This is a genomic window from Pseudomonas sp. PIC25 (assembly GCF_002286785.1).
Lineage (GTDB): Bacteria > Pseudomonadota > Gammaproteobacteria > Pseudomonadales > Pseudomonadaceae > Pseudomonas_M.
In genome coordinates this window covers 1-12246 of the sequence record NZ_MUJY01000190.1, presented here as the reverse complement: position 1 = coordinate 12246, position 12246 = coordinate 1, and the positions used below count along the sequence as shown (strand labels likewise).

The following is a 12246-nucleotide window of genomic DNA, read 5'->3' as shown; positions in this document are numbered from 1 at the left end:
GATAACGGAATTATTGCAGCGATGTGACAGGCGGGCTGCAAGCGGGGTTGGAAAGCCCGACGGTAGACAGGGCGCGCCGGAAACCGGAACGGCTTGGCAAACGGCGCGCCGGGCGGGCAATCAGCGCAGCGCGTAATCCAGTACCAGGCCAACGAAGATCGCCAGCCCGGCCCAGTGGTTGTGCAGGAAGGCGGCGAAGCACTTCTGCGGATCGCGGCCGCGCGTGCTGTGGAACTCCCAGGCGAAGCAGGCCACGGCGACCAGCAGGCCGGCGTGGAACCAGAGGCCCAGGTGGAAGCGGCTGCCGGCCATCAGCAGGCAGAACAGTGCCATGCCCTGGAGAGTGGCGATGATCAGGCGGTCGGCATCGCCGAACAGGATGGCAGTGGACTTCACCCCGATCTTCAGATCGTCCTCGCGGTCGGCCATGGCGTAATAGGTGTCATAGGCCACCGTCCACAGCAGGTTGGCGATGTACAGCAGCCAGGCTTCGGCCGGCAGGCCGCCAGTTTCGGCGGTGAAGGCCATCGGCATGCCCCAGGAAAAGGCCGCGCCCAGCACCACCTGCGGATAGAAGGTGTAGCGCTTCATGAACGGGTAGGTGGCGGCCAGGGCCAGGCCACCGAACGACAGCCAGATGGTGGCCATATTGGTGAACAGCACCAGTACGAAGCTCAGTGACACCAGCACGGCGAACAGGATCAGCGCCTCGCGCGGCCGAACCTTGCCGCTGGCCAGGGGACGGGCCTTGGTGCGGTTGACGTGGCCGTCGAAGTCGCGGTCGGCGTAGTCGTTGATCACGCAGCCGGCGGCGCGCATCAGGATCACGCCGAAGACGAAGATGAACAGGTTCTTCGCGCTCGGCACTCCCTCGGCCGCCACCCACAGCGCCCACAGGGTCGGCCACAGCAACAGGTAGATGCCGATGGGCTTGTCCAGGCGCGTCAATTGGATGAAGTCCCAGGCGCGGGGATGCAGGCGGTTGAGCTGTTGCAGCAGGTTCAGGTACATGCGGCTTCTCCGGGCGGACTGCGGCGGATTATACGTGGCCTGGGCGGGGGAGCGGTGGGCATCATGCCGGCCTGCTTTTGTAGGGAGCCAGCTCTGCTGGCGAAGCTTTTGCGTGGTGCCGTTTTCGCGAGCAAGCTCGCTCCTACAAGATGGTATTGGGCGAATTCGCCGCGATGACTCAGGCGTCGAGTTCGGCCTTGTGCCAGAGCGCCGGCAGGAAGACTTCCGCCACCAGCACACCCAGGTCGCCCCGGCGGAAGCAGGAACGACGGCCCCACAGACGTTCCGCGCGGACCTCGACGGGCAGCCAGACGGCGGGGTAGCGGGTGACTTCGATAGGACCGCGAACGAAGGCGCGGTCGCTGAACAGCAGTTCGCCCAGGGAGCGGCTGCCCAGTTCGCCGAGCGCCAGACCGGAGCCTTCCAGGGCGCCACGGGCGGCCACGCTGCGGGCGAACACCCAGGCGTCACCGTGACCGCGCAGGTAGACCTCGCGCACCCAGCCCTGGCTGCCGGTCGGCACGCCGAGCGCGGCGCATTCGTCGGCACGCAGCACCTGCCAGCCTTGCAGCAGCGGTTCGACGGCGAAGGCACCCTGGGACAGAGCGGTCAGGCGGCGGGTCAGCGACCCCTGGTCGAACAGCCAGTCGCGCACACCGGCGCAAGGCGCGGGATGCAATTGCGCGGCGGTCAGCCAGCGGGGCGGATGAGCAAGGGCGGCGTCAGGCACGGCGGGACAAGGCCAAATGAAGAGCCCGGGAGTTTAAGGCAGCGGCAAGCCTCAAGCTACAGGCTTCAGGCCGAAGGCTTCTCTTGCCGCTGCATCTATGCCCACCCTTCCAGGCGCATGGTGGCGCGGACCAGGCGCTGCTCTTCCTGCTCGATCTCCTTGAGGTTGTCGCGAATGCTGTGGATATGTTCGCGGGCGGCGCGCTGGGCCTGTTCCGGCAGGCGCTCGATCACCGCGTGGTAGAGGCGGGCGTGCTGGCGGTCGATCTGCTTCATCCGGGGAGGGCGGTGGTAGAGGTTGTTCACCGAGGCGAACACCGTGCTCAGCATCAGGTCGGTCAAGGATTGCAGGGTGTGCACCAGCACCGGGTTGTGCGAGGCCTCGCAGATCGCCAGGTGAAAGGCATGGTCGAGACGGGCATGTTCATGCGGGTCGTGGCTGTGCGGTTCGGCGTGCGCGGCGAGCATTTCTTCATAGCGACGGGTGAGCAGGATGAAATCCGCATCGGTGCCGCGCAGCGCCGCCAGGCGCGCCGACTCGCCCTCCAGCAGCGCGCGGACCTCCAGCAGGTCGTAGAGAGTACGCGGCTGCGAGCTGAACAGGTGCATCAGCGGGCTGGCGTCGCTCGGCTGGGTCAGGCGGGCGACGAAGGAGCCACGCCCCTGGGCGGTCTCGACGATGCCGCGCCCGCGCAGCACGCGCAGCCCCTCACGCAGTGCCGAGCGGGAAATGCCCAGCTTCTCGCACAGGCGCCGCTCCGACGGCAGCGCCTGGCCAACCTTGAGCACGCCGTCGAGGATCAGCCGTTCGATGCGCTCGGCCACCACGTCGGCGAGCTGGCGGCGTTGTTCCGGTGTCGTTTCCAAGGGCATGAGGGCTTCTCCTGAACTGGTAGGACCAGTTTGAAAGCGGTTCGTGAGAACCCACTTTAACCCGCTGAATGGGCGGTGCCATGGGGCTTTAGTCGGAGTTTGCGAAAAAGCCCGGCGAAAGAACTGGTCGGACCAGTGTTTCGCGTCGTGGACGGAGCGCTTCGCCCGGGCTAATCATGCCGGCCATCCCGCGCCGTGCGGATTTGCCGCGGTGCGCACAACAACAATGATTCCGACACGAGCCTGCCATGAGCATTCTGTACGACGAGCGCGTCGATGGCGCGCTGCCGAAGGTCGACAAGGCGGTGCTGCTCGCCGAGCTGCAGCAGCAACTGCCTGACCTGGAAATCCTGCACCGCCGGGAAGACCTCAAGCCCTACGAGTGCGATGGCCTGTCCGCCTACCGCACCACGCCCATGCTGGTGCTGTTGCCGCGCCACGTGGAAGAGGTCGAGGCGATTATGAAACTTTGCCACCGGCGCAAGGTTCCGGTGGTCGCCCGTGGCGCCGGCACCGGCCTGTCCGGCGGCGCCCTGCCGCTGGAGCAGGGCGTGTTGTTGGTGATGGCGCGCTTCAACCGGATTCTCGACGTGGACCCGGAGGCCCGCCTGGCGCGGGTCCAGCCCGGCGTGCGCAACCTGGCGATCTCCCAGGCTGCTGCGCCCCATGGCCTTTATTACGCGCCCGACCCGTCCTCGCAGATCGCCTGCTCCATCGGCGGCAACGTGGCGGAGAACGCCGGGGGCGTGCACTGCCTGAAATACGGCCTGACCGTGCACAACCTGCTCAGCGTGGAGATCGTCACCGTCGAGGGCGAGCGCCTGACCCTCGGCTCCGATGCGCTGGACAGCCCCGGCTTCGACCTGCTGGCGTTGTTCACCGGTTCCGAAGGCATGCTCGGCGTGGTCACCGAGGTCACCGTCAAGCTGCTGCCCAAGCCGCAGGTGGCGAAGGTACTGCTGGCCAGCTTCGATTCGGTGGAAAAGGCTGGCCGTGCGGTGGGCGACATCATCGCCGCCGGCATTATTCCCGGCGGCCTGGAGATGATGGACAACCTGGCGATCCGCGCCGCCGAGGACTTCATCCACGCCGGCTACCCGGTGGACGCCGAAGCCATCCTGCTCTGCGAGCTGGACGGCGTGGAAGCCGACGTCCACGACGACTGCGAGCGGGTGCGCCAGGTGCTGGAAGCGGCCGGCGCCACTGAGGTGCGACTGGCCCGCGACGAGGCCGAGCGCGTGCGCTTCTGGGCCGGGCGCAAGAACGCCTTCCCGGCGGTGGGGCGCATCTCCCCGGACTACTACTGCATGGACGGCACCATCCCGCGCCGCGAGCTGCCCGGCGTGCTGCGCGGCATCGCCGAGCTGTCCGCCGAATACGGCCTGCGCGTGGCCAACGTGTTCCACGCCGGCGACGGCAACATGCACCCGCTGATCCTCTTCGACGCCAACCAGCCCGGCGAGCTGGAGCGCGCCGAAGCCCTGGGCGGCAAGATTCTCGAACTCTGCGTGAAAGTAGGCGGCAGCATCACCGGCGAGCACGGCGTCGGCCGCGAGAAAATCAACCAGATGTGCGCCCAGTTCAACGCCGACGAGCTGACCACCTTCCACGCGGTGAAGGCGGCCTTCGACGCCACCGGCCTGCTCAATCCCGGCAAGAACATCCCGACCCTGCACCGCTGCGCCGAATTCGGTGCCATGCACGTCCACCACGGCCAGTTGCCGTTCCCTGACCTGGAGCGTTTCTGATGACTGCCCACGACGCCAGCGAAGCCCTGCTGGAACAGGTCAATCGCGCCCTGGTCGCACGCACGCCGCTGCGCATCCGGGGTGGCGACAGCAAGGCTTTCCTCGGCCGCGAGATGGCCGGCGAGACGCTCGACCTGCGCGCCCATCGGGGCATTGTCACCTATGACCCCACCGAGCTGGTGGTTACCGTCCGCGCCGGTACGCCCTTGGTCGAGCTGGAAGCGGCGCTGGACGCCCAGGGCCAGTTGCTCGGCTGCGAGCCGCCGCACTTCGGGGACGCCACGGTGGGCGGGATGGTCGCCGCCGGGCTGTCCGGCCCGCGCCGGCCCTGGTACGGCGCGGTGCGCGATTTCGTCCTCGGCACCCGGCTCATCACCGGCCAGGGCAAGCACCTGCGCTTCGGCGGCGAGGTGATGAAGAACGTCGCCGGCTACGACCTGTCGCGGTTGATGGCCGGCAGCTTTGGCTGCCTCGGCGTGATCACCGAAGTCTCCCTCAAAGTACTGCCCAAGCCACGCCGTCGCCTCAGCCTGCGCCTGGAGCTGGACGTCGAACGGGCCCTGCTCAAGCTGGCCGAGTGGGGTCAGCAGCCGATCCCGATCACCGCCGCCAGCCATGACGGCCAAGCACTGCACCTGCGCCTGGAAGGCGGCGAAGGTTCGGTGGCCGCCGCCCGCGAACGGCTGGGGGGCGACGAACTGCCCGATGCCTACTGGCACGACCTGCGCGAGCAGCGCCTGGACTTTTTCCACGACCCGCGCCCGCTGTGGCGGCTGTCGCTGCCCAACCACACACCGGCGCTGACGCTGCCCGGCGCGCAACTGATCGACTGGGGCGGCGCCCAGCGCTGGTTGAAGTCCGAGGCCGAGGCGGACGTCATCCGCGCCATCGTCGCCGAAGTCGGCGGCCATGCCAGTTGCTTCACCCCCGGCCGGGCCGCCAGCCCGCTCCACCCCCTTTCGCCGGCGCTGCTGCGTTATCACCGCCAGCTCAAGGCACAACTCGACCCGCTGGGAATCTTCAATCCCGGGCGGATGTACGCGGAGGTCTGAGGTCGAGTCATGCAAACCAACCTGAGTGAACATGCCAAGCGACTGCCACGCGCCGACGAGGCCGAGCGCATCCTGCGCAGTTGCGTGCATTGCGGCTTCTGCAATGCCACCTGCCCGACCTACCAGGTACTGGGCGACGAGCTGGATGGCCCGCGTGGGCGCATCTACCTAATCAAGCAGGCGTTGGAAGGCAGCGACATCAGCGAGAGCACCCAGGCGCACCTGGACCGCTGCCTTACCTGCCGCAACTGCGAAACCACCTGCCCCTCCGGCGTGCAGTACCACAACCTGCTGGACATCGGACGCGTCTATGTCGAGGCGCGTGTGCCCCGGTCGCTGGGCGAACGGGCCCTGCGCGAGGGGCTGCGCCGGATCGTGCCGAATCCGACCCTGTTCGCTGCGCTGCTGCGCACCGGCCAGGCGTTCCGCCCGCTGCTGCCGGGCGCGCTCAAGGCCAAGCTGCCGCGCGCGGTGAAACCGGCGCGGCCGAGGCCGCAGACGGACCATCCGCGCCGCGTGCTGATGCTGGAAGGCTGCGTACAGCCGGGCCTGTCGCCGAACACCAACGCTGCCACCGCCCGCGTGCTCGACCGTCTCGGCATCGCTGTCACGCCGGCCCGGGAGGCCGGCTGCTGCGGGGCGGTGGACTACCACCTGAATGCCCAGGACGCCGGCCTCGAACGGGCTCGGCGTAACATCGACGCCTGGTGGCCGGCCATCGAAGCCGGTGCCGAAGCCATCGTGCAGACCGCCAGCGGCTGCGGTGCCTTCGTCAAGGACTACGGCCACCTGTTCGCCAGCGACCCGGCCTATGCGGCCAAGGCGGCGCGGGTCAGCGCTCTGGCCAAGGACCTGGTGGAAGTGTTGCGCGCCGAGCCGTTGGAGCGCCTCGGCGCGCGCGGCGACCTGCGCCTGGCCTTCCATTGCCCCTGCACCCTGCAGCACGCCCAGAAGCTGGGCGGCGCGGTGGAGGACGTGCTGCGCCGCCTCGGTTTCCACCTGACCGACGTGCCCGACGCGCACCTCTGCTGCGGCTCGGCCGGCACTTACTCGATCACCCAGCCTGAGCTGTCGCGGCAGTTGCGCGACAACAAGCTCAATGCCCTGGAAAGCGGCAACCCGGACGTGATCGCCACCGCCAACATCGGCTGCCAGACCCACCTCGACGGCGCGGGCCGGACGCCGGTGCGGCACTGGATCGAGTTGGTGGACGAGGCGATGGGATGAGCGGGAGCGGAACGCGTATCGCCGCCGAAAAAATACCGCCGGCAACGAACCCCGGCAGATCGAACAATGAAGAAGGAGACCGCATGTACAGCAAAGCCGTCCTGACCCAGCAGGAAGTCAGCCGAATCCTCGCCGCCGCGCGGGCCGAGGCCGAGCGCAACCAGTGGGCCGTGGCCATCGCCGTGGTCGATGACGGTGGCCATCCGCTGGCCCTGGAGCGCCTCGATGGGTGTGCGCCGATCGGTGCCTACATTGCTACCGAGAAGGCCCGCACCGCCGCCCTCGGCCGGCGCGAATCGAAAGGCTACGAAGAGATGGTCAACGGCGGGCGCAGCGCCTTCCTCTCCGCGCCGCTGCTGACCTCTCTGGAAGGCGGTGTGCCGATCAAGGTCGACGGCCAGGTGATCGGTGCCGTCGGCGTTTCCGGTGTCAAAGCCGAACAGGATGCCCAGGTGGCGAAAGCGGGAACGGCGGTGCTCTGACCGCCCTTTCGCCGACCTTCACCTTACCGGAGAGCTGAAATGACCGAACGCTTGCAACGCCACCGCCTGCACATCGCCGCCAACCTGCTGCGTTTCATCGAGGACGAAGCCCTGCCGGGTTCCGGCGTGGACCCGGAGCGCTTCTGGCAGGGCTTCGACGCCCTGGTCCACGACTTGGCACCGAAGAACCGCCAACTGCTGCTGGAACGCGACCGCCTGCAGGCCGAGCTGGATACCTGGCATCGCGAACATCCGGGGCCGATCGCTGACATGCCGGTCTATCGTGCCTTCCTCGAATCCATCGGCTACCTGCTGCCGACGCCCGCTTCGGTGCAGGTCAGCACCGCCAACGTCGACCGCGAGATCACCGAACAGGCCGGTCCGCAGCTGGTGGTGCCGGTGATGAACGCGCGCTACGCGCTGAACGCCGCCAACGCCCGCTGGGGTTCGCTGTACGACGCGCTCTATGGCACCGACGCCATCAGCGAAGAGGGTGGTGCGCAGAAAGGGCCGGGCTACAACGACGTGCGCGGCGCCAAGGTGATCGCCTTCGCCCGTGCCTTCCTCGACCAGGCCGCACCCCTGGCCGACGGCAGCCATGCCGATGCCACGGGTTACACGGTGGTGGACGGACGCCTGCAGGTTGCCCTGAACAACGGCAGCCGCACCGGCCTCGCCCAGCCAGAGAAGTTCGCCGGCCACCAGGGCGATGCCGCCCAGCCCGTGGCCGTGCTGCTGAAGAACAACGGCCTGCACGTCGAGATCCAGATCGACCCGGCCAGTCCCATTGGCCGGACCGACGCCGCTGGCGTGAAGGACCTGCTGTTGGAAGCGGCGCTGACCACCATCATGGACTGCGAAGACTCGGTGGCCGCCGTCGATGCCGACGACAAGGTGCTGGTCTACCGCAATTGGCTCGGCCTGATGCGCGGCGATCTGGTGGAGGAGCTGGACAAGGGCGACCGGCGCATCATCCGCCGGCTCAATCCTGACCGCACCTACACCGGTGCCGACGGCGCGCTGCTGACCCTGCACGGCCGCTCGCTGCTGTTCGTGCGCAACGTCGGCCACCTGATGACCAACCCGGCGATCCTCGATGGTGATGGTCGGGAAATCCCCGAAGGCATCCTTGACGGCGTGCTGACCAGCCTGATCGCCCTGCATGACCTGCAGCGCCGCGGCAACTCGCGCACCGGCAGCGTCTACATCGTCAAGCCGAAGATGCACGGGCCCGCCGAAGTGGCCTTTGCCGACGAACTGTTCGGCCGCGTCGAAGACCTGCTCGGACTGCCGCGCCACACCCTGAAGATGGGCATCATGGACGAGGAACGGCGCACCAGCGTCAACCTCCAGGCCTGCATCGCCGCCGCTTCGGCGCGGGTGGTGTTCATCAACACCGGCTTCCTCGACCGCACCGGCGACGAGATGCACAGCGCCATGGAAGCCGGCCCGATGCTGCGCAAGGGCGACATGAAGAACAGCGCCTGGATTCAGGCCTACGAGCGCAACAACGTGCTGGTCGGGCTGGCCTGCGGGCTGCGCGGCAAGGCGCAGATCGGCAAGGGGATGTGGGCCATGCCGGACCTGATGGCGGCCATGCTCGAACAGAAAATCGCCCACCCCCGCGCCGGCGCCAACACCGCCTGGGTGCCGTCGCCCACCGCCGCCACCCTGCATGCCCTGCACTACCACCAGGTCGACGTGCAGGCGGTCCAGCGCGAGCTGGAGGCCGTCGATCTCGCCGCCGAGCGCGACGCGCTGCTGAAGGGCCTGCTCAGCGTGCCGGTGGTGGCCCAGCGGCACTGGAGCCCGCAGGAAATCCAGGAAGAGCTGGACAACAACTGCCAGGGCATCCTCGGCTACGTGGTGCGCTGGGTCGAGCAGGGCGTCGGCTGCTCCAAGGTGCCGGACATCCACAACATCGGCCTGATGGAAGACCGCGCCACCCTGCGTATCTCCAGCCAGCACATCGCCAACTGGTTGCACCACGGTGTGGTCAGCGAGGCGGCGGTACGCGAAACCCTGGAGCGCATGGCCAGGGTGGTCGACCGGCAGAACGAAGGCGACCCGGCCTACCGCCCGATGGCCGCGGACTATGCCGGTTCCGCCGCGTTCCAGGCGGCCTGCGACCTGATTTTCAAGGGCCGCGAACAGCCCAGTGGCTACACCGAGCCACTGCTGCACCAGTGGCGGCAGCGCTTCAAGGCCCGGGGGTGAAGGCGACGGCTAGATAGATCGAGCCCCGGTCACGCAAGTGTTCCGGGGCTTTCGAGCATTGGCGCCGACGTGGGTCGATCCCCGCACCGGCGCCTCTGGAACAGCCGGCGACCGTCGGCGCGTTCCCGTGCGTGGCACCGGGGCATTCCCGGGAAAGTGGTTCACAACAACAACAAGGGACCCAACATGAATCAGACGCTGCTCTCTCTCCTGGCCTTCTCGCCACTGGTGCTGGCCGGCGTGCTGCTGGTCGGCTTCCGCTGGCCGGCCAAGTACGCGATGCCGGTGGTCTTCCTGCTCACCGCGGCCATCGGCCTGTTCGCCTGGGATATGTCGCTGACCCGGGTGATCGCCTCCAGTCTGCAAGGGCTGATCCTCACGGCGGCGATCCTCTGGATCATCTTCGGCGCGATCCTGCTGCTCAATACCCTCAAGCATTCCGGCGGGATCAGCGCGATCCGGCGCGGCTTCTCCGGCATCAGCCCGGATCGCCGGGTACAGGCGCTGATCGTCGCCTGGCTGTTCGGCTGCTTCATCGAAGGCGCTTCCGGCTTCGGCACCCCGGCAGCGGTGGCCGCGCCGCTGATGGTGGCCCTGGGCTTTCCGGCCCTGGCGGCGGTGGTGGTCGGCATGATGGTGCAGTCCACCCCGGTGTCCTTCGGTGCGGTGGGCACGCCGATCCTGGTGGGCGTCGGCGCCGGCCTGGACAAGACCGGCCTCAGTGCCCAGTTGGCCAGCGTCGGCAGCGACTGGGAGACCTTCTTCCAGCTCATTACCTCGCGGGTGGCGATCGTCCACGGCCTGTGCGGCATCCTCATGCCGCTGGTGATGGTCATGGTGATGGTGCGTTTCTTCGGCAAGAACCAGTCGTGGAAGGAGGGCTTGGCCATCGCGCCCTTCGCGCTCTTCACCGGCGTCAGCTTCGTCGTGCCCTACATGGCGGCGGGCGTGTTTCTCGGCCCGGAATTCCCCTCCATGATCGGTGCCCTGGTCGGCCTGGCCATCGTGGTGCCGGCGGCCAAGGCCGGCTTCCTGCTGCCGCGCGAACAGTGGGATTTCGCCGACCCGAAGGACTGGCCGGCGGAGTGGATGGGCAGCATCCAGATGAAGCTCGACGAGGTGGCCGGCAAGGCGCCGATTTCCGTGCCCATGGCCTGGGCGCCGTACCTCATCCTGGCGCTGCTGCTGGTGATCACCCGTGCCTTCCCCGAGGTCAAGGCGACGCTGATGGCATTCAGCTTCGGCTGGAAGGACATCCTCGGCGAGACCGGCATTTCCGGCACGCTGGAGCCGATCTACCTGCCCGGTGGCATTCTCTGCATCGTCGTGCTGCTGACCTACTTCCTGCACCGCATGCGCTTCGCCGAGCTCAAGGCGGCGGTCAGCGAGTCCAGCCGCACCCTGCTCGGCGCGGGCTTCGTGCTGATCTTCACCATCCCCATGGTGCGCATCCTGATCAACTCGGGGGTGAACGACGCCGACCTGGTGTCGATGCCGGTGGCCATGGCCAAGCTGGTGGCGGACAGCGTGGGCGCGGTCTATCCGTTCTTCGCTCCGTCGGTGGGCGCCCTGGGCGCCTTCATCGCCGGCTCCAACACGGTGTCCAACCTGATGCTCGCGCAGTTCCAGTTCAACACCGCGACACTGCTCGGTGTGTCCGGCGCCATGCTGGTGGCGGCGCAATCGGTGGGTGCGGCGGCGGGCAACATGATTGCCATCCACAACGTGGTAGCGGCCTCGGCCACCGTGGGCATGCTCGGTCGGGAGGGCATCACCCTGCGCAAGACCATCCTCCCGACCCTCTACTACCTGATCCTCGCCGGCAGCCTGACCATGCTGGCGCTGTATGGTCTGGGGATCAGCGACCCGCTGGTGGCGCCGAATCCCTGAGGTTCCAGTAGCCGGCCCGCCAGTCTTTGGTTGGCCGGCTTCCGCCGGGCGGCGGCTTGGCGAGCGCGGGCGAATTGGTATAGGTTGCCCGCGCAAGCCCGTTGGGGATTCACCGAGGTTAGTTATGAAGAAGTGGCAATGTGTGGTCTGCGGCCTGATCTATGACGAGAGCCTGGGCTGGCCCGACGAGGGCATCCAGGCCGGAACGCGCTGGGAAGACGTGCCGGAAGAATGGCTGTGCCCGGACTGCGGCGTAGGCAAGGCCGATTTCGAAATGATCGAAATCGCCTGATACAGCGATGGATTGCGAACGGCGGCCCAAGGGCCGCCGTTTTTGTTTCTGCAATTCAGAATGTGCGGCGGGCGCCTTCGATCCCCTCCAGACACGCCTCCACCGTGGCCTTGGCCATCTCGACCAGATAGCTACAGGCATGACCGAGCTGTTGGCTATCCGGCGCACCGAGATGGGCCGACTGCGACGCCAGCGATTCGGCGATATCCAGCAGATTGGAAATGTGTTCCAGCGCCGCCTGGATCGGTACGCCCGGTTGTACGGCGAACAGGGATGGGTGGCCATCGTTGTAGCGGCCGAAGGGGGTCAGGGTGGTTAGCGGTGAAGGGATAGGTGTGAGGGGTTGCATGTGAAGCTCCTATTGTGAAGAGCCACCACCATTCGCGGCCAAGCGAAGACTGGAGGCAACTGTACGCGGGTTGGCCGACCGGGCAATAGGGACCCCGGCACACCCGAAGGTGTCCCGCGCACAGCTGCCATGCGCCACATCGCATGTGATGAACACTGCAATGTGGAACAGCTGCACCCCTAGATCCGACCGGCCAAGGTCGGTCGCAAATGCGCGACGGCGGCACTATAGGCTGTACACAGGAAGCCGGGCAAGCACGGCGCGCCTTTCTGTGGGAGCGAATTCATTTGAACTTGGGAAACCACGTCCTTAGGACGTGGTCATGAGTCACCGGCTCTGCCTGTGACGATTTGAGAGGCTCATGTTTAGTCCTCGG

At 67.3% G+C, this 12246-nt stretch carries 11 protein-coding genes; 7 read left to right on the top strand and 4 right to left on the bottom strand.

Features of this window, described 5'->3' with window-relative positions; all coding sequences use genetic code 11:
• Positions 1 to 120 precede the first annotated feature (120 nt).
• The 3 genes from ubiA to glcC form a co-directional block, all read right to left on the bottom strand.
• Positions 121 to 1011 (bottom strand): 4-hydroxybenzoate octaprenyltransferase, encoded by an 891-nt coding sequence (gene ubiA, locus BZL41_RS26565; protein WP_095602038.1) that lies wholly within the window; start codon positions 1009 to 1011, stop codon positions 121 to 123.
• A gap of 178 nt (positions 1012 to 1189) precedes the next feature.
• The gene (locus BZL41_RS26560; protein WP_095602037.1) at positions 1190 to 1741 is read right to left on the bottom strand and encodes a chorismate lyase; all 552 of its coding nucleotides are present in this window, start codon (positions 1739 to 1741) and stop codon (positions 1190 to 1192) included.
• Positions 1742 to 1836: 95 nt separating this feature from the next.
• Positions 1837 to 2613: a transcriptional regulator GlcC gene (glcC, locus tag BZL41_RS26555; RefSeq protein ID WP_095602036.1), complete on the bottom strand. Its 777-nt coding sequence runs from the start codon at positions 2611 to 2613 to the stop codon at positions 1837 to 1839.
• A gap of 248 nt (positions 2614 to 2861) precedes the next feature.
• Here glcC and glcD point away from each other — a divergent pair, with 248 nt between their 5' ends.
• The 7 genes from glcD to BZL41_RS26520 all read left to right on the top strand — a co-directional run bounded on the left by glcD (position 2862) and on the right by BZL41_RS26520 (position 11521).
• Positions 2862 to 4361: a glycolate oxidase subunit GlcD gene (gene glcD / locus BZL41_RS26550; protein WP_095602035.1), complete on the top strand. Its 1500-nt coding sequence runs from the start codon at positions 2862 to 2864 to the stop codon at positions 4359 to 4361.
• Complete coding sequence (gene glcE, locus BZL41_RS26545; protein WP_168191076.1) at positions 4361 to 5413, top strand: glycolate oxidase subunit GlcE; 1053 nt, start codon at positions 4361 to 4363, stop codon at positions 5411 to 5413. The genes glcD and glcE overlap by 1 nt, the downstream gene beginning before the upstream one ends.
• A gap of 9 nt (positions 5414 to 5422) precedes the next feature.
• Positions 5423 to 6640 carry a glycolate oxidase subunit GlcF gene (gene glcF / locus BZL41_RS26540; protein WP_095602033.1) on the top strand — a complete coding sequence of 406 codons (1218 nt, stop codon included), beginning with the start codon at positions 5423 to 5425 and terminating at the stop codon, positions 6638 to 6640.
• Positions 6641 to 6723: 83 nt separating this feature from the next.
• Positions 6724 to 7122, top strand: a complete 399-nt coding sequence (locus BZL41_RS26535) for a heme-binding protein (protein ID WP_095602032.1) — start codon at positions 6724 to 6726, stop codon at positions 7120 to 7122.
• Positions 7123 to 7161: 39 nt separating this feature from the next.
• Complete coding sequence (locus BZL41_RS26530; RefSeq protein WP_095602031.1) at positions 7162 to 9339, top strand: malate synthase G; 2178 nt, start codon at positions 7162 to 7164, stop codon at positions 9337 to 9339.
• A gap of 186 nt (positions 9340 to 9525) precedes the next feature.
• Positions 9526 to 11229, top strand: coding sequence for an L-lactate permease (locus BZL41_RS26525; protein WP_095602030.1), 1704 nt, complete (start codon positions 9526 to 9528; stop codon positions 11227 to 11229).
• A gap of 124 nt (positions 11230 to 11353) precedes the next feature.
• The gene (locus BZL41_RS26520; protein WP_084333521.1) at positions 11354 to 11521 is read left to right on the top strand and encodes a rubredoxin; all 168 of its coding nucleotides are present in this window, start codon (positions 11354 to 11356) and stop codon (positions 11519 to 11521) included.
• Between the two features lie 55 nt (positions 11522 to 11576).
• Here BZL41_RS26520 and BZL41_RS26515 read toward each other — a convergent pair whose 3' ends face one another.
• A complete protein-coding gene (locus BZL41_RS26515; protein WP_095602029.1) occupies positions 11577 to 11870 on the bottom strand; it encodes a DUF3077 domain-containing protein in 294 nt (97 codons plus the stop codon).
• Positions 11871 to 12246 lie beyond the last annotated feature (376 nt).

Coding starts and splice junctions, on each gene's coding strand:
- ubiA (WP_095602038.1), bottom strand. CDS start 1,011: ATGTACCTGAACCTGCTGCAACAGCTCAACCGCCTGCATCCCCGCGCC.
- glcC (WP_095602036.1), bottom strand. CDS start 2,613: ATGCCCTTGGAAACGACACCGGAACAACGCCGCCAGCTCGCCGACGTG.
- glcD (WP_095602035.1), top strand. CDS start 2,862: ATGAGCATTCTGTACGACGAGCGCGTCGATGGCGCGCTGCCGAAGGTC.
- glcE (WP_168191076.1), top strand. CDS start 4,361: ATGACTGCCCACGACGCCAGCGAAGCCCTGCTGGAACAGGTCAATCGC.
- glcF (WP_095602033.1), top strand. CDS start 5,423: ATGCAAACCAACCTGAGTGAACATGCCAAGCGACTGCCACGCGCCGAC.
- BZL41_RS26535 (WP_095602032.1), top strand. CDS start 6,724: ATGTACAGCAAAGCCGTCCTGACCCAGCAGGAAGTCAGCCGAATCCTC.
- BZL41_RS26530 (WP_095602031.1), top strand. CDS start 7,162: ATGACCGAACGCTTGCAACGCCACCGCCTGCACATCGCCGCCAACCTG.
- BZL41_RS26525 (WP_095602030.1), top strand. CDS start 9,526: ATGAATCAGACGCTGCTCTCTCTCCTGGCCTTCTCGCCACTGGTGCTG.
- BZL41_RS26520 (WP_084333521.1), top strand. CDS start 11,354: ATGAAGAAGTGGCAATGTGTGGTCTGCGGCCTGATCTATGACGAGAGC.
- BZL41_RS26515 (WP_095602029.1), bottom strand. CDS start 11,870: ATGCAACCCCTCACACCTATCCCTTCACCGCTAACCACCCTGACCCCC.